The following is a 19,595-nucleotide window of genomic DNA, read 5'->3' as shown; positions in this document are numbered from 1 at the left end:
CGCTTTAACGATTCGGGCATTACGGGGCAAAAGCGTTTAGTGCAAATCTTTTACATTCCCAAAGGTTATTAAAATAATAACCCGATCGTTCGTCAAACTTTCGATAGATAGCCGGTCGTCTACTGACTGGCTATTTTAATTTTCCTTTAACTCGATCCAAACCGGTGCATGATCACTGGAATGTTCCCAGCCACGAACCGCCTTGTCTACAGTTGCCGAAAGTAAGCGGTTCTTCAACACTTCATTCAATAAAAAATGATCGAGCCGCAAGCCCGCATCGCGGCCGTAGGCATCGCGCAGGTAATCCCAAAAGGTATAAATCCGCTCATCGGGGTAGAGTTCGCGGATGGCATCTGTCCAGCCGCAATCAATAAGCTTCCTAAAAGCTTCGCGGCTTTCCGGACGAAACAAGGCATTCTTTAGATATTTAACCGGCTTATAAGTATCCAGTTCGGTTGGCATAACATTGTAATCGCCAATAAGTGCAACGGGTAAACCAAAAGACAACAATTTATCGGCATGCGCCTGTAAGCGTTCCAACCAGCGCAGCTTGTAATCAAACTTTGGTCCCGGCCAGGGATTGCCGTTAGGCAGGTAAAGACAACCGATCACCACGCCGTTTATAAACGCCTCGATGTAACGGCTATGCTTATCATCTGGGTCATCATCCAACCCACGTCGGGTTTCCTGGATCTCGCCGTAACGGGAAAGTATCGCTACGCCGTTCCAGCTTTGCTGTCCGTGCCAGATGGCATGATATCCCACTTCCAACAATGCGTTTTTCGGGAAGCGGTGATCTTCACATTTGAGTTCCTGCAAACAAACTACATCCGGCTGGGCTTCTCCCAGCCAGCGCAGCAAACTAGCGATACGGCCATTAATGCCATTGATGTTATAAGTAGCGATCTTCACTGTTATTTCACCACATGGTCGGCAACACCTTTCAAGGCTTTTTTAGAAACCTTGGTCCTTTTATGCACTGCTTCGACGGCGGCATTTTTAGCGATCTTTTTAATTTTCTTTTTTAGGCTCTTGCGGGTATCCTCGCCTTTATCGGTCAGGAATAAAAATGCTGCTGCTCCGGCGGCTACAGCAAGAACGGAAACAGCTACGATCAGCGTAGTATGGTTTTCTTTTTCAAAGGGATTTTTCATGATTATTTTTTAAGGTTAAACATCCGGCTCCTGCCAGTTTTCAATAAATACAGCGAGATATGCCTGCTCCGCGTGGCTCAATACTTGCCCTTCGAAATGGTTAAGACTGCCGTCATCAAATACGAATTTACCGAGGTAATCCGGGTTCTGCTCGTCCGGCAGGTCATCTGCCGGGCCGTCGCTTTCCGGTGGCTCGGTAAATAGGTGCGTCTCATCGCTGAACGCATCCTTATAAATTATATAAACGCCGGTTGAACTGTAACCGTGGTCGTGCTTTTCCAGGATCGGTTCAATAATCACCTGGCGGTCGCTTCCGTCGGCCTGCGGAATACTGGTTTGTACGGGATTCATCATATCACGCCCCCTTCTTAACGTTTAAACTGTTCATCAACTGATCATACAGGTCGTCACTCTTAGCCACTTTCGGTTTCAGTTTTTTGATGGTCGGACGTTTACCTTTGGCTTTCTGCTCAATGATCTTGAGCAGTTCGTCATGATATTCGTCTTTATACTTTTCCAGATCCATCGGCTCCGTATACTGGTCGATCAGGGCCAATCCCATTTTCAGTTCCTTATCGCTTACTTCTATCTTTTCATCCAGTTCCAGGTCACTTTGGTCGCGGATCTGCTGGGCAAAACGGATTCGGGTGATCACCAGGTCGTTTTCAACCGGGTGAACGATACACATACTTTCGGTGCTTCGTAAAACAAAACGCGCCAGACCGGCCTTTCCTGACTTCTTTAATGCTGCCAGCAAAAGCGCGTAAGCTTTGTTCTTTTTTGTGGCCGGAGCGGTATAGTAAGAACTTTCATAAAACATCGGGTTCACTGCGGCCAGATCCACAAAGTTCTCAATTTCGATCACTTTGCTTTTTTCCGGGGCGGCGGCCTCAAAATCGGCGTCCTCGATGATCACATAATCATCATCATATTTATAACCCTTGACGATCTTGTCATAAGGGACTTCCTTTTTGGTGTTCTCGTTTACCCGCTGGAATTTGATATGCGCGTGATCGCGGCTGTCCAGCATATCCAGATCCAAGCGCGTTTCCTGTACAGCCGAATATAATTTAATGGGGATGCTCACCAGGCCGAAGCCGATTGAACCTGTCCAGATACTTCTCATAATTTCAATTTTCTAATGTTATCATTAATGCCATGCGGATGATGCGCCTCGATCTTTTCGGCCAGGAGGTGAAGAACTTCTTCGTCAATTTGACCGGGATTCTGGCAAATCTGCAGAAAGTCGTGGCTGTCCGGCGTGAAGCTGGCAACATAACTCCCGTTCTCATACACCCGGTATTTACATTTATCCTCCTCGTGGTGCGCATATTCGCCTACCTCGAAATGATGCTCTTCTTTGCCCTTACCCACGGTTATTGCATAATTTTCCATAAAAAGATAACCGTTTGGCAACTGCATTGTTTAACCTTAATATAAATCCATGAATATCACCCAATCCATATTGCAAACTGCGCGGGAACGCGGAACATCCAAGAGCACATGTCCTTCTGAAATTGCCCGTGCCTTATTTCCGGATGACTGGCGCAAACACATGGGTGAGATCAGAGACGCTGCTATTGAATTACATAAAAGCGGGCAAGTCTTGCTAACACAAAAGGGCAACCCTGTAGACCCTGATCATATCAAGGGACCTGTTCGGATCAGGATCAGTCGTTCGACCTGCACATCCTGAACGCTTGCAAACCGTATTCAATAAACTTTGTTTATTTTGCAATATGGAATCCGAAGAACTGCATAGTTTTGCTTTTTGCGAAGCAATATCCGGAGTCGAGCACGCATACCGGATCACTGAACAAGCAGACCATGTTTTTGGAGTAGAGAAAGATGGCGTTTTGATTGCAGAACTTAGCTTTGACAGTGTTTGGAAACAGCTTTCGGGAAACCCGTTGGAGAACCAGCTGTTCCAAAAAATATGTGACCGCATCGAAGATCATTATGCTCAATAACCCCGCGCTCATACAGATAACCCGGGATGATGGCAGCCATCAGCCCATCGATATTTTCCCGGTCTACCGGCAGGAAGGCGATCTGTATGTCGCTACCCAAGCTTTCCGCATTTATGAGGGGTACCCGGCTGAAGAAGGCGAAGACTTTGAGCAACGCCTCGAAAACTATCTGGAATATGTAGCGCTGGAAGGCATCGCCCATCCCGGATTTTTAGGCGAACTGCATTTTCAAGGGACGACCACTTTTGAATGGAAATACCTGGGCAACCGCCTGAGTGAAGCCGAAGTTTTACAGGTCGTGGATATCTTGCAGGATCATCAGCCTGTTTTCCTTTCCGGCAACGACCCGGATACCCAGCTTTCGTTTACCTATGACCGCTTTCATGAACGTAAATATATTCAGCTCATGGCCGATGAGGGCCGCTTCCTGGTTTTTATCAATGGAGGCTTCAGTGCCGAAATCGAGCTGATGGAAACTGAATGGGAGGTCACCAGCGGCGATTTGGCCGACCTTCAGCTCGAAACAGAAATCCTGCGCCGGGTCATTAATTTTGCCCAATGATCGTAAATTTTGAAATAGAGCTGGACGGGGCGAAATTCCGCTTCCATACCATGAACCGGGTACGCCTGCAGTTATACCAGGTGTACGTACAGCATGAAGGCAAAGAATGCCGCTTCCACGTACAGGCCGGTGAAGACGGGCTCTTTAAGATCGTGGGCGAAGATGTTTGCCCAAAGCCCTATCAACATTTGGAAAGCACCTTTAACGAGGCCATCCATAAATTAGGGCAGGTGGCCTAAGTCACCAGCGACTCATAGGGCACCAGGCTTTCTTCCACGATCAGCCCGCTTTTGCAAAATCCCAATAAATGCGGCCCTTCCAACAGTGCAAACAATTCGGCCAAATCCTTATCCGATCCAGTCTTGGAGATCACCAGGCTGTTTTCTCCCATACTACTCAGCGTTGCGCCATACTTTGCCATCAGCGCCCAAAGCTGCGCGTTCAGCGCGGCGGCCGAAAGGCGGTAAAAGCCGGTTTTCTTCAAGCCTTCGCCAGCCGGGTAAACCGTCACGGCATACACCTCCACGATCTTTTTCAGCTTTTCACTAAACGGGCCGATGGCCTGCGCCGGAACTTCCGCCTCTAAAGTCACCATCACCAGGTCGCTGATATCAGTACGCGCGACATTCAGGCTTTGTACGTCATAGCTGCTGCGGTTAAAATAGATCAGGATCTGACCGATCAATCCCTTCTTATCATCGGCATACAGGGAGAAAATAAACTGGTTGGTAGTAGGTACTGGCTTTTTCATGAATTTTTGGGTTAAAAAAAAGCCTCCCGGGTTTCCGGGAGGCTCATATGTATTGTTGAATTTACAGATACGTTAATGCACTCCCGGAGAAATCGGAATAATAATGACAGCCACCACAATAATAATTATGGCGTTAAGGATTAAGCTATTGATTCTTTGGCTGGTCATCAGGCGCAAGATAGGAATTATTTATAAAAAATTAAATCACCTGCCTGAACGTCAAGTTAACGCGCGGCTTCATCGCTTTAGCTGATTTGGCGATCCGGTGTTCCCAATGTTCCTGTAAACCGCTTTTCATCAGGAGGAAGGAGCCATGCTCCAGCCTTACCGAATACTGTTCCTTGTGGTCGGTCTTGCGGCGGATATCAAAACTCCGAACCTGCCCGAAGCTGACCGAGGCGATAACCGGGTGCTTGCCCAGGATGCTTTCTTTATCACTATGCCAGGCGACCGAATCGTTTCCGTCCCGGTAATAGTTCAGCAAAACACTATTGAATTTGACACCCGCTAAAGGTTCTACCTTAGCTTTGATCGCCAGCAGTTCCGGCGTCCAGGGCGTTGGATTACTGATACGACCGGGATGGGAATAATCGGTACCACGGTCGCCATACCAGGCTGTTAACCGCGGCGTCAGCACCTCTTTATCATACATTTTTTGAACGGTCTGTTTCCAGGGTGCCTCTGAGATAAACTTTTGCAAAAATAGGTCGCCTTCTTCGGGACTGAATAACCCCGGAAAGTATTCCAGAAAATCGACCGGCAGGCCCTTACTCTGTCCCGCCTCTGGGAAAAAACATAGCTGTTCCATCATCACCTCTCCATCTTTCCAATAAATCGTCCATTTTCTTTTCGTGCCCGTTAATTGCACCGGCCAGTTCTTCCTGTTCGATAACGCTGAGCAAGTCACCGTCATAGATCCAGTTGTTAGCAGTGTCAAACAAGATACGGCCGAGGTCCAGCTCCGCAATGGGATCATAAAGGGCATAACCTTCGCCTTCATCCGGCAAAATACGCACCCATTTACCGGTACTGATCTTCACCGATTTAGGCGTTTCCGGGAACAATTTATTTCTCATTAAAACAAAGGTGGAAAAAAAATTGTAGAAAACCTTAGGAAAATGCTAAAAATATTAGCATAACTTTATAGTCCCCAAATTGAAGATGTTATGGTGCCTTTTGAGATTGAGATAGAATGGAATGATGTGCCTGTCAGCCTGTGGGTTGAGCAGCTGGATTACCTGGCCGATGAGAACGGACTAATGCGCTTTGACGTGCGCGGCGATGCCCGGCGGGCGGTGATTTCGGTGAATATCGAAAGCGATCCGGAACACTTGGACTTTACCTTCGAGGCGATGCAGGCGGAAGACCAAGCGTTCAGTGCTGATGAACTCCTGGCGATCATTAAAGCGATTCGTGATCAGCAGCAGCACCAGCCGACACCGCAACAGCAACGATTGCCACTAAACCCTTAAATGCAGAAACCCATGAACGCGACCAAACAAGAGATGATCGAGAAGCTGCGCCGTGACCTGCTGGACTGGGAGGGTTTCCGTCCGCTTGCGCCGGAAGAACAGCCTTTCTTTGGCCTGGGCCCAATTGAGCAGGCCTTTCCCAACCGGGTTTTCCCGACAGGGGCGCTGCATGAGTTTATAAGCACAAGGCCCGAATTCACGGCGGCCATCGGCGGTTTTATCGCCGGGGTGCTGCAAACCCTGCTGGAAAAGGGCGGTGTTTGCGTCTGGGTGAGTTATACGCGCCGGATCTATCCTCCCGCACTCAAGCGTTTTGGGATCAGTCCCGACCGGATCATCTTTATCGATGTGGCGCGGGAAAAGGATGTGCTTTGGGTGACCGAGGAAGCGCTGAAGTGCAGCGGTATTGCCGCCGTGATCTGCGAGACGCGCTTATTGAGCTTTATGGAATCCCGCCGTTTACAGCTTGCCATTGAGCAGAGCCGGGTGACCGGCTTTATTTTGCGGAAGGATGCGAAGATACTGAACACTACGGCTTGCACCGCCCGTTGGACGGTGAAACCACTGCGCAGCCGCCTGCGTCCGGGCATGCCCGGCGTTGGTTATCCGCGCTGGCAGGTGGAATTACTGAAAGTCAAAAACGGACAGCCCGGTTCCTGGATACTGGAATGGAAAAATAACAGCTTCTTGCATCCGCAGCAGGAACAGATGGTTCAACCCGATACGCAGCGCCACTATGCCTAAGCGCTTTGTGTCCATATGGTTCAAATATTTACTGACCGACCGGGAAGCCATTCGGCTGAAGTCGCTCCGCGACGTGCCGGTGGCTTTTACCGAACCGGATCACGGGCGCATGATGGTCATGGCGATGAACAACCATGCTGAGAATTGCGGGGTGCGCCCAGGGATGGCCGCCGCGGATGTCCGAGTGATCGCACCCGGCATACAATTGTTTGAGAACAAAGCCGGCCGGAATATCAAGTTATTAAAAGGCCTGGCGGAATGGTGCCTGCGTTATACGCCGCTGGTGATGGTCGACCCGCCAGACGGTTTGCTGCTGGATGTCACGGGCTGTACCCATTTGAAGGGTGGCGAGATAGAGTTCCTAAAAGATATGGTCAGCCGCCTGAAGGCACTGGGCTATACCATCCGTCCGGGCATGGCCGATACCATCGGCTGCGCCTGGGCCGTTGCGCGCTGCGCCGAAAGCGGCCTGATCGTTCCACCGGGCGGGCAGCGCAATGCGCTGATGCCGCTACCGCCTTTCTCGCTGCGCCTGAGTCTCGACCTGCTGACCAAGCTGCGCGAGCTGGGTTTTTACCAGGTGGGCAGTTTTATCCATTTGCCCAAGTCGGTGCTGAAGCGACGCTTCGGCGGCAATATGGTGCTGCGCCTGTACCAGGCGCTCGGGCAGGAAGCCGAGTTCCTGCTGCCATTGAAAGAACCGGTACCTTATAGCGAACGGGTCGCATTACTCGAACCGATCCGTACGCGCGAGGTGATCGAAACCACCGTGCATGCGCTGATCGATACGCTTTGCAAGCGCCTTTATGGTGAAGGGCTCGGCCTGCGCAGCGCGGTATTGACCTACCTGCGGATCGATGGTAAGTCGGGCCAGTTGAGCATTGGCACCAACCATCCCAGCCAGCGGACCGATCATATCTTTAAACTGTTTGCTTTGCAGTTTGACCAGGTCGCGCCGGGGCTGGGTATCGAGCTGTTTATCCTGGATGCGCCAAAGACCGAGTCGGCGAGCGACAAGCAGAACCTGCTCTGGAACGGCAAACCTGCCGCCGACAGCGAAGAGGTAGCCGAGCTGCTGGATAATGTGGGCGCGCGGGTCGGTAAAGACCAGATCCACCGCTACTTGCCGCAGGAACATCACTGGCCGGAACGGGTGGCAGGCAATACGACAGACCTGACCGAAAAGCCCGAAAGCGACTGGCCGGAGGATAAGATCCGCCCGGTGCAATTGCTGGAGCCGCCTGAACCCATTGAGGCGATGGCGCTTACGCCGGATTATGCACCCAGGCAATTTGTGTACCGCAATGAGCGGCACATCATCGTTAACGCGGACGGCCCGGAGCGCATCGGCGAAGAGTGGTGGATCGAGGACGGGGGTTACCGCGACTACTATGTCGCCGAAGATGAACAAGGCATGCGCTACTGGCTGTTCGGAACTGCCGCCGACCAGCCTGGCCAGACCCGGCGCTGGTTCATCCATGGTTACTTCCCGTGAGTTACGCCGAACTACAGGTCACCAGTAATTTCAGCTTCCGGCTGGGCGGCAGCCACCCGGAGGAACTGGTTGACCTGGCAGCTGACCTGGGTTACAGCGCTATCGCGATCACCGACCGGAATACTTTCGCCGGCGTGGTGCGGGCTTACGTGGTGGCCAAAGACCGCGGCATCAAATTTATTCCTGCCGTGCGGCTGGACCTGCTGGATGGCCCGAGCCTGCTGGCTTACCCGACCGACCAGGCGGCTTACTCACGCCTTTCCGGCCTGTTGACCCTGGGCAACCTCCGCGCTGAAAAAGAGAAATGCTTTCTCCATAAAAAGGACGTCTACGAACACAGCGAGGGCAGCATTTTCGTGCTGATTCCGCCGCAAAGCATCACGGCAGATTTTGAGCTGCCCGAAACTTTTAAAAAAGAAGCTGCGGAATACCGGCAAAACCTTAAAGAGTTGTACCTAGCCGCCAGTCGCACCTTTACCGACGGGGATGCCAAGAGAATGTTCCTGCTCTCAGAGCTGGGTATCCCGCTGGTGACGACCAATGATGTATATTACCATGACCCATCCCGGCGGGAGTTACAGGACGTGCTGACCTGTGTCCGGCATAAACGCAACATTTTTAACGCCGGCTATCTTTTGCACCAGAATGCCGAACGCTACCTGAAGGACGTGAAAGAGATGGAGCGCCTGTTCCAGGGCTATCCCGAAGCCATCGCTAATACCCAAAAAATCGCTGCCGCCTGTAACTTCGACCTGAAGAGCTTGCAGTATGAGTATCCAGATGAGCTGGTGCCGGAGGGCATGACCGCTGACGAATATCTCGCCGAGATCACCTTTAAGGGTGCGCATGAGTTCTTCGGCGAAAAGCTGGCCGCGAAACTGGAAAAGCAACTGCATTTCGAGCTGGACTTTGTAAGGCGGCGCGGCCACGCCAAATATTTCCTGACGGTGCATGATTATGTCGCCTGGGCGCGTGAACAAAAGATCCTCTGCCAGGGCAGAGGATCAGCGGCCAACTCGGCCATGTGCTACTGCCTGGGCATCACACCTGTGAACCCAATGAAATACCGGCTGCTGTTTTCCCGCTTTATGTCGGATGACCGGCCCGAACCACCGGATATTGACGTGGACTTCGAGCATGAGCGCCGCGAAGAAGTGATGCAATATGTATTCAACCGCTTCGGGCGGGACCGCGCAGCGATCCTGCCCACGGTGACCATTCTGCAAAGCAAGGGCGCGATCCAGGATGTGGGCCGGGCGATGGGTTTGCAGGTCGATACGGTTAAAAAGCTATCCAAAGCTTTCGAGGAACTGGCCGATGATCACATTGATGAGGAAACGATCATCAAGCTTGGCCTGAATCCAAAGGAACGGCACCTGCGCAAAGTGATCCAGCTGACCGGGCAACTGATCGGTTTCCCGCGGCAGCTAGGGCAACATACGGGCGGCTTTGTGATTACGCAGGGTAAGCTCAGCGACCTGTGCCCGGTCTTTCATGCGCGCATGATCAACCGGACAAATATCGAATGGAACAAGGATGATATCGATGCGCTGGGTTTTATGAAGGTTGATCTGCTGTCGCTGGGTATGCTGACCGCCATCCGCAAAGCTTTTGACCTGGCTAAAAAGCATCATGGCCTTGACCTGACGCTGGCCAATATCCCGCAGGATGACCCTAAGGTGTTCGAGATGGTGACGGCGGCGGATACGGCGGGCACTTTCCAGGTGGAGAGCCGCGCGCAGATGGTGATGGCGCCGCAGCTTCGGCCGAAGAATTTTTATGATCTGGCGATCCAGGTCGCATTGGTGCGTCCCGGCCCGATACAGGGCGACATGGTACATCCCTATATCCGCAGACGGCAGGGGCTGGAAGCGGTGACCTATGAGTCCGATGAGATCAAAGCCATATTGGAGCGCACGCTGGGTATCCCGCTATTCCAGGAGCAGGCCATGGAACTGGCTATAGTTGCCGCCGGTTTTACGCCGACAGAAGCTGATCTGCTCCGCCGAAGTATGGCCACCTTTAAGTTCAACGGGCTGGTGACCAAATTCGAGCATAAGCTCATTAACGGTATGACCAGCCGGGGTTACAGCCTGGAATTTGCGCAGCGGATCTTTAAGCAGCTCGAAGGCTTCGGCAGCTATGGCTTTCCGGAGAGTCATGCGATCAGCTTCGCGCACCTGGTCTATGTATCCTGCTGGATCAAATGCTATTACCCGGATGTATTTGCTGCTGCGATCCTTAACAGCCAGCCCATGGGTTTTTACCAGCCCGCCCAGCTGGTCAGCGATGCCTATAAGCATGGGGTATCGTTGCGGCATGTGGACATCAATCATTCGCAATGGGATTACACGCTGGAAGAGACCAAAGGGAAGTTCTGCGCGCTGCGCCTGGGATTAAGGCAAGTCAAGGGTCTGAAGGAAGAAGATGTTCATTTTCTAACTGCCGCCAGAACTTCGCCATTTACCAGCATGGAACAGCTGGCTGAAGCCGGGGTGTCGCAGGCGGGTATTGTGCGCCTGGCTAAGGCTGACGCTTTCCGCTCTATCGGCCTGGACCGCAGGCAGGCACTTTGGGAGGCCGAAGCATTAAAAGACCGGCCCATCGGCCTGTTTGCCGGGCAGGAATCGAACAGCACCTTTGAGCCACAATTGCATCTGCCATTCATGCAGCTTTCCGAGCATGTGTTGCAAGATTATGCTACAACCGGCCTGTCGATCAAGGCGCACCCGATGAGCTTTTTGCGCCCGCAGTTGCAAAAGCTGCGCGCGCTGACCACTAAACAGGTGAAGCAGGTAACGAACGGTACCTATGTGCGTCTGGCGGGGATCATGCTGTTCTGCCAGCGCCCCGGTACCGCAAAAGGCGTTTGTTTCATCACGCTGGAGGATGAGGAAGACACCTGCAATTTGGTGGTGTTCAAACAGAACTTTAAAAAGTTTGTCAAGGAGATCCTGTATTCCGATGTACTATGCGTGGAGGGGCGCGTGCAGCAGGAAGGCGGCAGCACGCACCTGATCGTGACGAAATGTTATGATTATTCCAGACTGGTCGCTCAGCTAAGTCAGGATAAGGCAGCGGAAGCGCGCCTCCTTAAAAACTCAGACGCGGCCAAAAAGCTCAACCCTTATGCCGATGCCTATTTCGAAAATACGCTGAGCGCCGAGGACTTGAAAAACCCTTTCCCAAAGAGCAGGAATTTTAAGTAAAAAAATCTCTTTTAATGGCACGCGCTTTTACCACGTGTAATAACATACGAAATATTCAAAATCCTGTAACTACTTTTCTTTCAGTAGTGTCTTGTAGTTAAAGTAAACCATTTAAGTATTTTCATTGAATTACGAATTGTTTCGTAGGTTTGTAAATCAGAAAGATTAATCCTTAAACCCTAAGCAACTATGTTGAATCGCAAACATCATTTTCTGGTTTTGACAACCCTGCTTTTGATGAGCACCGCCGTGTCAGCCCAGTCGACCAGTCAAAATCTAGATAAGTATTACCGGGCCTTAGCTGCTGACCATGAAATGAACGGCAATGTCCTCTTTGCGCAGGATAACCATATCCTGTACCAAAAGTCCTTTGGCTTTAGCGATGCGGCAAGCGGCAAACTCAACAACCCCGATTCACAATTCGAGCTGGCTTCCGTTTCTAAATTGTTTACCGCTACAGCCGTCCTGCAATTGAGAGACAAAGGCCTGGTCGATCTTGACCAGACCTTCCAGCATTATTTCCCAACATTTCCTTATCCGGGAATAACACTACGCCACCTATTGTCGCATACCTCCGGGCTTCCTGACATTGAGGCTTTAGTAAATCCCATCTTCGCGAAGCACCCGGATACGGTTTGGAGCATACATGATGACCTGGCGGCATTGATCCCTTTCAGTAAGGATCATGCGCTGGGCTTTAAACCGGGCGATAAGTGGTCCTACTCCAGCTTAGGCTACCACCTGCTGGCGCTGCTGGTCGAAAAAGTATCAGGCCAGACCCTGGCGGATTACACCCGCGACCACATTTTTAAACCCGCCGGAATGGAACATAGTTACATTCAAACATCCTTCCTCCAAAAGAATGAAGCGCACCGTACCCGGAATTATATGTACAACAACCATTACGAGATGAAGCTGCAATGGGTCGACACCCTGGGTGACTGGAAAGAATGGACGCATAATCTGGGCCTGATCACGGGTGGTGGCGGCATCATCAGCGCGACGCGTGATCTGATGAAATTTGATGAAGCGCTTCGCTCAGGGAAACTGCTGGGGCCGGCAACCTGGGAGGAAGCTTGTTCCCCTTATCGCCTGAATGATGGGCAGTTTGCACAGCCATTCGATATTACCTACTGCGGCCTCGGCTGGTTCATCTTTAAAGACAGTTCGCAAGGTCGCATCGTCTGGGGTTCGGGCGCCAATCCCGGTACCATTAGTTTCTTTGCATCCAACCTGGATCAAAAGCAATGCTTCGTCGTTCTGCATAATGTCAAGTGCAACCCATTGCATGACCTTGATGCACTGGCTATCCTGAACGGAAAGCCGCTGGCCTATCATGCTGCACTGGCTTTTCAATACGCGCATGACCTGTATACCTTGCCGCGTGAACAGGCTGATAGAAACGTATTACAAAGGGTTGCCGACACCGCAACCTACGCGATGCGGGAAAGCGAACTGGACCGGGCCTCGCTGGAATTTAGGCGGGCAGGGCTGAAAGCGCAGGCACTGGCCACCTGCGAAATGCACGTGCGTTTGTTTCCTCAAAGCGGAGACGCTTACAAAGATCATGCACAAACACTTGCCGAATACGGTCAAAAAGAGAAAGCGATCGAGGCGTATAAAACAGCGCTACACTTAAATCCCAATGATGTTGAAAGCCAGGAAAAGTTAAAAAAGCTATCGGGACAGTGAGTTAAAATGTGAATGCTTAGCTTTACCGGATGTCCACAGACGAAAAAAAATTACATGACTACTTAGACGAGGTGGGTGTCCATACAGCTGAGCCAGCCATGCAGGACATAGTCATCAACTCTTTTTATAACCAGTGTGAAATGAGTAATGACGATGAATGGGAGGAAAAGATCGCTTTTGCCACGATGCACTTTGATGTGTTCTGCGGCTATATAAAGGAAGTGTGGCTGAGTGGTGACGAAGAAGACACAGATTTTACGATCCCGATCGATGACGAATTTGATATCCCGGAGATCCACACCGAAAACCTGAAGGTCATTGACCTGGCTGAAGAAGCCACAACCACCGAAGCCTATAAAAATCTGCCGGTCGCTTTAACGAATGACCATGTGGTGCGGCTGGCTGTAATGACGGAACCTTATTTTTGGCATTTGCACCCGAATTCAGACGAATGTTTTTTGGTGATTGAAGGCGTCCTGATCATTGAATTGGAAAACAAAACTGTAGAGCTGCAGCCCAATCAGCTCTATACGATCCCACGCAATGTCGTTCACCGAACGCGCCCTAAGGGTGAGCGGGTGGTCAACCTGACTTTCGAAAGCGGGAATACGACTACCGTGAAAATTGACGATACGAACGTTTGAGCTAAAACAAAGAAGCTTGCTGCGATACCTCGGCGACTTCTACCTGGTGTTCGTCGGTAGGTTCGATAGACAGATCGATGGCCGGCAGCTTCGCATGGGCAAAGGGCTCGTTAGGATCGAGCTTGCCTAAGAAATCGCTGGCGACCGGGCAGGCATCCATTTCTTCGTAAGGATATTGGGTGGCAGCAATTTCCAGAATTTCTTCCTCAGTCAGATCTTCTGATATCCAGCGCCAGGCCAGATGGTCGTTCAAAATGGCAGGCATCCTTCTTTTGGAATTATGCACCCACATCGCCAGGCGGTTGCCAACTGCTGTTACCATGGCGGCAGTATTCACCATTTCTCCCGTATCCTGATCCGTCCAGGGATTCCAGATCGCCGCCGTAAAAAAATATTCATGTTCCGGCAGGCTCACATAATAAGGGTATTTATCCTGCGATTTTAAACGCTTGCCGTTTTTTTTATGCCGGCGGTAGATATGCCGCCATTCAAAATATCCCGTTGACAGGATCAGGCAACGGCGGTTTTTTGCCGCATCGTAGAACATCGACCGGCGCCCGCTGCGTTCACTGACAAAAAGGTTCTCCGCTTTGGCATTGAGCTGTGGCTGGCCCTCAACCCATTTCCCCGTCTTTTCATCGGTATAGCCCTGTCGCATCCGTAGCACTTCCTCCCGGTTGCGGAGGTAATTAGGAATATAGCCCCATTCCATCTGTACGATATCAAAGTTAGTTCTATCCGGCGTGGCGACGATCACTGCGACCTGGGTATCGGTAAAACCACTAATGACGCCCTTGTCCAGGAAGGCGTACCGGCTGACTGCCCTTTCCAGGGACTTCAATTTGATAAATTCGGCCCTGGTTACTTTCTGCCCGTTATAATAACACATGCTATGTCTTTCTTTTGCTCCTGATATAAACAGCAATTAACCTGCCGAATTGTTCGGCCTCATCCTGTCTGCCTTCCGGCACCGAGGTCCAGAACTTTTCACCCGTACCGCGCCTTTCCGCCACGGTGATGTTCAAAGGCTTTCTTTTGTCCGGAAAAACCAGATGAAATAACCGCATCTCTTTCAATTCATGCTCAGAAACCTGAATCACAGCATCTCCATCGCTGATCGTAAATGGCGCTTCCAGTTCCCGCATAGCTCTTAAAATAAAGTTTGGTTGAGGAACTTTGGCCGGGCAACCTGCGTGCCCAGTTTTTCATTCAGCCGCTTGATGAGGTAATCGCAGGCCTCCGGCACATAACGCTCATCATTCTGGTGCATAAAGAACCAGATCTTTTTTAGTCCGAGTGCTTGCCAGTCCTTAAATCGTTCCACCCAGGCATCCATCCGCGTATAATCCGACGGCGCTAAATTATTACCGACAAAACGGATGAGTACTTCGTCCCTGGTTAGCTCCATATGTACTGCATCGCGGCGACCGGCGGTGTCGGAGATCACCGTGCCCACACCCAGCTCTCGTAGCAAATTAAAATAGTTGTCCCGGTCTTCTCCCTCAACAAACCATTTTTTGTTACGCACTTCAACATGAACGGGGATGGTACGTGGCAGGCCTGGCAGGTAGCTCTGGAGATTGGGAAAAAGCTTCGGTGAGAAGTTTTCTCCCAGCTGTAGGATCAACGGCCCCAGGTGATTGCCGAAAACGCTCAAGCTCTGGTAAAATTGCGCGGTCCTTTCCTCGGCGTTCACCAGTCTGCGGATATGGCTGATCTGCTGCGGCATTCTTGGACAGAACTTGAAATCCGGCGCGTCAGCCACGTGCCGTATCCAGCGACTCATGTCATCGGCGGTATAATTGGTATAGAAGGTAGCACCGAATTCAACCGCATTAAAGTTCTGGCAATAAAGCGGCAGGAACTCTTTATCGGGTGTTTTCGGTGGATAAATCTTGCCGGTCCAACTTTTTTCGCCCCATTTCGACGCGCCGACATAGATCTGCAGCTTTTCGCCGGTACCGGCTGATTTGAGCGTACTGATCGTACCTTGACTATCCGGTGGCAGCGTAAAATCGACCGTATCTAAATCTTCTATATGTCCAAATTCCATTTGGTAAAATTAAAAGATTAATGGCTTATTTTGTAATCATGGAAGAGGCACAACACCCGGTGATCGGATTTGGCCTGGAATATGCGGGCCAGCTGATCTTTTGCGAAGCAGTGATGCAGGAAAACTTTTATGATGTGCATTTTGACGGGGAATGGAAAGCAGCCCTCGCACATAATGATGACATGGAATGGAGCCAGACCGCCGGTATGATCCTGCCCCAGGCCATTATTGATGAAATTGGTTTTAGAATAGACATTAATTATAAATAAATCATATGCCTGAAATACCTGATCTGAATGTTTTCTGCACGAACCTGGCCAAGGGACTGGCTGGTAAAAAGCTAAGCCATATCAGCATACTGATCGACCGGAGGCTGAAAAGCCCGGAAGCTGATTTTAAATCTGCAATGGAAGGACAGGTTTTGACCGCTATCAACCGCATTGGCAAACAACTCTATTTTGTTTTTGGTGAATCGCATATGCTGAGCATTCAGTTGATGCTCTACGGAGCAATGCACTGGTACGAGGGTAAAAATGAAAACAAATTTACCATCGCTACGCTGGATTTTACCGACGGTACCGGGCTCGCGATCACGGATTGGCAAAAAGCCGTTATCCTGACCCTCGACCCGGAAATATCAACGGTTCCCGATGCAATGGCGCTGCCGGAGGGATACCTGCAAACCGCGCTGAAAAAAGTAGCTAAACCCATCAAAACGGTGCTGCAAGAAGGCAAGGTCGTGCAGGGTATTGGGAACGCCTATGTAGATGAGATCTTATATGCCGTCAAGCTTTCCCCATTTTCCATAGCGGCTAAGATCCCCGAACGAAAAGTGAAGCTATTGGCGAAAGCCATTCCCGAGGTCTTAAGCGAGGCCGAAGAACATATCCGCAAGAATTTCCCGGATACCATTACGGAAAAAGAGCGCGATTTTCTAAAAGTTCACCTGCCCAAACACAAGCTGACTCCGAAAGGAGAAGCAATCCTGGTGGCGGAAATTGCAAAACGAAAAACTTATTATACGGCAGATCAGGAACTCTATGAGTAATTATTGATCCTGAATAGCTGGACAGACCTACTTTTCAAAAACGCAGCCTACAGCTTCGGCTATTTTTATTATCTTCAATTATGAAACTATTTGTCGCTAATCTGCCGCATAAGCTGGAGGAAGCGGAGCTTAAAAAAATGCTGACCCAATTCGGTCAGGTGGCTTCGGTCAAACTCAAAACCGATGAGGCAGGTAAAAGAAAGGGATGGGGTTTTATCGAGATGCCGGTCGAAGACCAGGCGAAAGCCGCAATTGCGGCTTTGAACGAAAAGGAAGTTCATGGCAGAAGGATCACGCTGAAAGCGGCGGAAGAAAAGGAGCCGCAGAGAAGGTACAATAATTTTCAGCAACGGAACGGGACTACAGGGATGAGAACGGTGAGATCAACGGAAACCGATGGTGAATTTGCCACGCCGTTACTGTGTAAAAGCTTGAGGCTAAAAATATAAAGGGCCTGACACTCGCTGTCTTGCCCTTTAAACCTAAACCTTATCACATGCGAACGAGGTGTCCGCTATAATCTTACAAAAGTACAAAAAATGCCTTAATAGCGCTGCTGGCGCGTGGCGCGCATGAATTCACTAAACTGGCGCTCCATGCTGCGACGCTCGTCATTCTTTTTGATGCGGCGGAAAACACCCCAAATAAACAGCGCCCAGATGCCGAAACCAACGGCGTATAACAACATCGGCGTTTGGGAATACAAAGCGCCCATAAAGGCACCAGTAGAAATAAAACAGGTAAATACCAGATAAACAAAGGTTTTCATTACAGTAAAAATGATCGGATCTCTTGCTAAGCAACCTCGGGCAAATTGGTCAAAAAGCCCTTGTGTTTTATACCTTAAAGATACTAAATTTATTAGTTATTTGACACATTTTTAAGCAAAAAGTTTAATTCAATTCGACGATCTTATTGTTTAGCCGGGCCTGCTGGACATAGCCACGAAGCGTATCCACAAGGTCGGAGGCGGGTATGCCGCGCAGCCAGATCACCGGATTTTCGGGGTCCGTGCTTTTCAAAGTCAGGTTCATCAGCCCCAGGATCTGGAGCAGAAACGGCTGCGTCAAAATGTAATCTTTTACACGAAAAAGCTCTACCTGGTCGGTACGTTTAAAAAAGATCCCCCGCCTGATGCGGATGATCTCCGGCGTGATGGTATAACACACACAGCGGATAAACCAAAAGCGGTACAGACCGAATAAAGCCGATAATAAACTGATCCAGACCAGCCCCGGCCAAAAGCGCCAGGCCAGCAATAAAAAGCCCAGACTGCAGAGCATGAACGTAATTACATGCACGAAGGCAAAAACACGCGCAGGCCGGATCGTGATCACCTGCGGCCCATCGATTATAACAGATTCCATAAAATTTAAAGATTAATTAAAGCATCAGCCCGGCGTCCGCCTTTAGCTCCTCAAAAAAAGTAGTATACACTTTCGGTTTGTCCGTAGCCACACCAAAGCGCATCCCGGCCGCTTTTTCAAAAGCGGACAGGCTCAGGTTTTCCTGGCTGAAAACAAAATGCCGGGAACGGAAATCCACCATGACCATTTCTTTTTCAGTCAGGAACACCGACAAAGGCCAGCCTCTCAGGGCAGCTGCCAGCTTCAGGTCAGCCATACGCCCCAGCAGGTCATTACCAAACGACAAGCAGTATTGCTTGCCCGCCAGATGCTTCCTGATCCATAAGACCTGCGCCTCGCTGATCCCGGCCCCCAGACTCACCAACAATAAATTCCCGGTTTGTGGAAAGGCAGGCAGGTTTTTATTCAGCCAGGAAACGGCATCGAGCGCCGAAGCGGACAGAATGACGAGGCAGACCTGCGAAAAAACTACATTACCCGCCAGCCAAAGCCCGTCCGTTACCGGCACCTTATGAAAAGCAAAACCAAAATGTTCCCGGTCTTCGCCATAAGCAAATAAGAGGTTACCGATAGCATCAATGCTATAAAAAGGCCGGACGAATCGCTGCACCTCCGGCTTGATACCTAAACGGGTCATATAAGGATGCATCAGCGGCTGATCGTTTCGGCCTGTTCCTCGTCCTCACCCGGTTCTGCCTTAACAGCAGGCGCTGCCTGTCTGGCTTCTGCCGCCCGCATTTTCTCCAAAGCCTGCTGAAAGTTTTTGCCCGGCGCAGCTTCCTGCTTTTTGTTGAATAAGGCATTCAATCCTTTGAATAGCACATAAGAGACACCGCCATCGATCAATACCGAGGCGATGAGCGCCAGCTTATTGGCACGTATCGCATGCTTATCTTGCGCCGAATACTGAATGGTCGTACCATCTTCGGTTTCCACTTCCTTGCCTTTACGGTAATTCTTCTTTTGTTCCTTCGTCAGCGGGACGCCGTTAATTTCCTCGGGCGGGAAGATCTTGCCGGTATCAACCTCAATAAACTCATTGGTTTCTTTGTCAAATTCGACCAGCACCTCCCGCTTATCGCCCTCACCATCGGTTAGGGTTTTAAGCACGTTCACCGCTTCACCTTTTTCCAGAGCTTCTTTTTCCGTATCGGTCAGGTACTCCGGACCTTCGGCAAACTTATAGATCGGGTGTGCCAATAATTCTACTTTACCATCGTCATTACGCCGCAAAGATAATTTGGCATCCAAAGCCGGGATATGCAAACCCTGCTGTTCCAGGTTTTCTAAACGCAGCATATCGGTGCGCCGCCCGGCCAGCAAAGCGGTCAGGTCATCATCATCTATATGCAAAACATTCCAGTCTGCCAGCCCTAATTGCTGGAGTTGCTCCATCGGGAGTTCCTCCCGTTTAAATTGTTGTCTCAGCATAAC

General features: G+C 50.4%; 28 protein-coding genes. 13 read left to right on the top strand and 15 right to left on the bottom strand.

Translation table 11 applies throughout. The annotated features are described in order from the left end of the window. Positions 1-135 precede the first annotated feature (135 nt). The 5 genes from xth to FO440_RS09655 are packed head-to-tail and all read right to left on the bottom strand — an operon-like array spanning position 136 to position 2,549. A complete protein-coding gene (gene xth / locus FO440_RS09675; protein WP_144247987.1) occupies positions 136-912 on the bottom strand; it encodes an exodeoxyribonuclease III in 777 nt (258 codons plus the stop codon). A gap of 2 nt (positions 913-914) precedes the next feature. Further along, positions 915-1,154 carry a hypothetical protein gene (locus FO440_RS09670; protein WP_144247986.1) on the bottom strand — a complete coding sequence of 80 codons (240 nt, stop codon included), beginning with the start codon at positions 1,152-1,154 and terminating at the stop codon, positions 915-917. Positions 1,155-1,169: 15 nt separating this feature from the next. Next, on the bottom strand, positions 1,170-1,508 hold the full coding sequence (locus tag FO440_RS09665; protein WP_144247985.1) for a hypothetical protein: 339 nt from the start codon (positions 1,506-1,508) through the stop codon (positions 1,170-1,172). Position 1,509: 1 nt separating this feature from the next. Continuing rightward, positions 1,510-2,280 carry a non-homologous end joining protein Ku gene (gene ku, locus FO440_RS09660; RefSeq protein WP_144247984.1) on the bottom strand — a complete coding sequence of 257 codons (771 nt, stop codon included), beginning with the start codon at positions 2,278-2,280 and terminating at the stop codon, positions 1,510-1,512. Further along, entirely contained in the window at positions 2,277-2,549 is a 273-nt protein-coding gene (locus FO440_RS09655) for a hypothetical protein (protein WP_144247983.1), read from the bottom strand. The genes ku and FO440_RS09655 overlap by 4 nt, the downstream gene beginning before the upstream one ends. A gap of 49 nt (positions 2,550-2,598) precedes the next feature. Between FO440_RS09655 and FO440_RS09650 the strand changes: the two genes are divergently transcribed. Genes FO440_RS09650 through FO440_RS09635 form a run of 4 tightly spaced genes read left to right on the top strand, consistent with a single transcriptional unit; the run spans position 2,599 to position 3,925 of the window. Continuing rightward, a complete protein-coding gene (locus tag FO440_RS09650) occupies positions 2,599-2,850 on the top strand; it encodes a DUF3253 domain-containing protein (protein WP_144247982.1) in 252 nt (83 codons plus the stop codon). 43 nt (positions 2,851-2,893) lie between these two features. Continuing rightward, positions 2,894-3,124: a hypothetical protein gene (locus tag FO440_RS09645; RefSeq protein WP_144247981.1), complete on the top strand. Its 231-nt coding sequence runs from the start codon at positions 2,894-2,896 to the stop codon at positions 3,122-3,124. Then, positions 3,114-3,686, top strand: coding sequence for a hypothetical protein (locus FO440_RS09640; protein WP_144247980.1), 573 nt, complete (start codon positions 3,114-3,116; stop codon positions 3,684-3,686). Before FO440_RS09645 ends, FO440_RS09640 begins: the two co-directional genes overlap by 11 nt. Further along, entirely contained in the window at positions 3,683-3,925 is a 243-nt protein-coding gene (locus FO440_RS09635) for a hypothetical protein (RefSeq protein WP_144247979.1), read from the top strand. The genes FO440_RS09640 and FO440_RS09635 overlap by 4 nt, the downstream gene beginning before the upstream one ends. On the opposite strand, the gene FO440_RS09630 is transcribed toward FO440_RS09635, so the two are convergent. The 3 genes from FO440_RS09630 to FO440_RS09620 form a co-directional block, all read right to left on the bottom strand. Further along, positions 3,922-4,437, bottom strand: coding sequence for an ACT domain-containing protein (locus tag FO440_RS09630; RefSeq protein WP_144247978.1), 516 nt, complete (start codon positions 4,435-4,437; stop codon positions 3,922-3,924). The two genes, FO440_RS09635 and FO440_RS09630, sit on opposite strands and share 4 nt — an antisense overlap. A gap of 199 nt (positions 4,438-4,636) precedes the next feature. After that, the gene (locus FO440_RS09625) at positions 4,637-5,245 is read right to left on the bottom strand and encodes an alpha-ketoglutarate-dependent dioxygenase AlkB family protein (protein WP_144248244.1); all 609 of its coding nucleotides are present in this window, start codon (positions 5,243-5,245) and stop codon (positions 4,637-4,639) included. After that, a complete protein-coding gene (locus tag FO440_RS09620; RefSeq protein ID WP_144247977.1) occupies positions 5,205-5,513 on the bottom strand; it encodes a hypothetical protein in 309 nt (102 codons plus the stop codon). Before FO440_RS09620 ends, FO440_RS09625 begins: the two co-directional genes overlap by 41 nt. A 90-nt stretch (positions 5,514-5,603) precedes the next feature. Here FO440_RS09620 and FO440_RS09615 point away from each other — a divergent pair, with 90 nt between their 5' ends. From FO440_RS09615 to FO440_RS24820, 6 genes are all read left to right on the top strand, one after another. Beyond that, the gene (locus tag FO440_RS09615; protein WP_144247976.1) at positions 5,604-5,909 is read left to right on the top strand and encodes a hypothetical protein; all 306 of its coding nucleotides are present in this window, start codon (positions 5,604-5,606) and stop codon (positions 5,907-5,909) included. 12 nt (positions 5,910-5,921) lie between these two features. Continuing rightward, positions 5,922-6,653 (top strand): ImuA family protein, encoded by a 732-nt coding sequence (locus FO440_RS09610; protein WP_144247975.1) that lies wholly within the window; start codon positions 5,922-5,924, stop codon positions 6,651-6,653. Next, positions 6,646-8,148 carry a Y-family DNA polymerase gene (locus FO440_RS09605; RefSeq protein ID WP_144247974.1) on the top strand — a complete coding sequence of 501 codons (1,503 nt, stop codon included), beginning with the start codon at positions 6,646-6,648 and terminating at the stop codon, positions 8,146-8,148. The genes FO440_RS09610 and FO440_RS09605 overlap by 8 nt, the downstream gene beginning before the upstream one ends. Continuing rightward, complete coding sequence (locus FO440_RS09600; protein ID WP_144247973.1) at positions 8,145-11,357, top strand: error-prone DNA polymerase; 3,213 nt, start codon at positions 8,145-8,147, stop codon at positions 11,355-11,357. The genes FO440_RS09605 and FO440_RS09600 overlap by 4 nt, the downstream gene beginning before the upstream one ends. Before the next feature lie 237 nt (positions 11,358-11,594). Next, a complete protein-coding gene (locus FO440_RS09595; RefSeq protein WP_186292611.1) occupies positions 11,595-13,049 on the top strand; it encodes a serine hydrolase domain-containing protein in 1,455 nt (484 codons plus the stop codon). Between the two features lie 29 nt (positions 13,050-13,078). Next, positions 13,079-13,693, top strand: coding sequence for a cupin domain-containing protein (locus FO440_RS24820; RefSeq protein ID WP_246104197.1), 615 nt, complete (start codon positions 13,079-13,081; stop codon positions 13,691-13,693). Between the two features lies 1 nt (position 13,694). Here FO440_RS24820 and FO440_RS09585 read toward each other — a convergent pair whose 3' ends face one another. From FO440_RS09585 to FO440_RS09575, 3 genes are read right to left on the bottom strand one after another with little or no spacing between them, the layout of a single operon-like run. After that, a complete protein-coding gene (locus tag FO440_RS09585) occupies positions 13,695-14,582 on the bottom strand; it encodes an SOS response-associated peptidase (RefSeq protein WP_144247971.1) in 888 nt (295 codons plus the stop codon). 1 nt (position 14,583) lies between these two features. After that, on the bottom strand, positions 14,584-14,838 hold the full coding sequence (locus FO440_RS09580) for a hypothetical protein (protein WP_144247970.1): 255 nt from the start codon (positions 14,836-14,838) through the stop codon (positions 14,584-14,586). A 5-nt stretch (positions 14,839-14,843) separates the two neighbouring features. After that, entirely contained in the window at positions 14,844-15,746 is a 903-nt protein-coding gene (locus tag FO440_RS09575) for a DUF72 domain-containing protein (protein ID WP_144247969.1), read from the bottom strand. Between the two features lie 20 nt (positions 15,747-15,766). On the opposite strand from FO440_RS09575, the gene FO440_RS09570 reads away from it, so the two are divergent. The 3 genes from FO440_RS09570 to FO440_RS09560 all read left to right on the top strand — a co-directional run bounded on the left by FO440_RS09570 (position 15,767) and on the right by FO440_RS09560 (position 17,243). Then, on the top strand, positions 15,767-16,015 hold the full coding sequence (locus FO440_RS09570; protein WP_144247968.1) for a hypothetical protein: 249 nt from the start codon (positions 15,767-15,769) through the stop codon (positions 16,013-16,015). Between the two features lie 5 nt (positions 16,016-16,020). Continuing rightward, positions 16,021-16,794: a DNA-formamidopyrimidine glycosylase family protein gene (locus tag FO440_RS09565; RefSeq protein WP_144247967.1), complete on the top strand. Its 774-nt coding sequence runs from the start codon at positions 16,021-16,023 to the stop codon at positions 16,792-16,794. 80 nt (positions 16,795-16,874) lie between these two features. Further along, positions 16,875-17,243 carry an RNA recognition motif domain-containing protein gene (locus tag FO440_RS09560; protein ID WP_144247966.1) on the top strand — a complete coding sequence of 123 codons (369 nt, stop codon included), beginning with the start codon at positions 16,875-16,877 and terminating at the stop codon, positions 17,241-17,243. Positions 17,244-17,338: 95 nt separating this feature from the next. On the opposite strand, the gene FO440_RS09555 is transcribed toward FO440_RS09560, so the two are convergent. The 4 genes from FO440_RS09555 to FO440_RS09540 all read right to left on the bottom strand — a co-directional run bounded on the left by FO440_RS09555 (position 17,339) and on the right by FO440_RS09540 (position 19,592). Further along, positions 17,339-17,563, bottom strand: coding sequence for a hypothetical protein (locus FO440_RS09555; protein WP_144247965.1), 225 nt, complete (start codon positions 17,561-17,563; stop codon positions 17,339-17,341). A 124-nt stretch (positions 17,564-17,687) separates the two neighbouring features. Further along, positions 17,688-18,161, bottom strand: a complete 474-nt coding sequence (locus tag FO440_RS09550) for a PH domain-containing protein (RefSeq protein ID WP_144247964.1) — start codon at positions 18,159-18,161, stop codon at positions 17,688-17,690. Between the two features lie 16 nt (positions 18,162-18,177). Next, positions 18,178-18,810, bottom strand: coding sequence for a hypothetical protein (locus FO440_RS09545; protein WP_186292609.1), 633 nt, complete (start codon positions 18,808-18,810; stop codon positions 18,178-18,180). Then, positions 18,810-19,592: a DUF4099 domain-containing protein gene (locus FO440_RS09540; RefSeq protein WP_144247962.1), complete on the bottom strand. Its 783-nt coding sequence runs from the start codon at positions 19,590-19,592 to the stop codon at positions 18,810-18,812. Before FO440_RS09540 ends, FO440_RS09545 begins: the two co-directional genes overlap by 1 nt. Between the last annotated feature and the right edge of the window lie 3 nt (positions 19,593-19,595).

This window comes from Mucilaginibacter corticis, assembly GCF_007558865.1.
GTDB lineage: Bacteria > Bacteroidota > Bacteroidia > Sphingobacteriales > Sphingobacteriaceae > Mucilaginibacter > Mucilaginibacter corticis.
The sequence above is the reverse complement of the archived record's forward strand: the minus strand, read 5'-3'. Positions and strand labels throughout refer to the sequence as shown.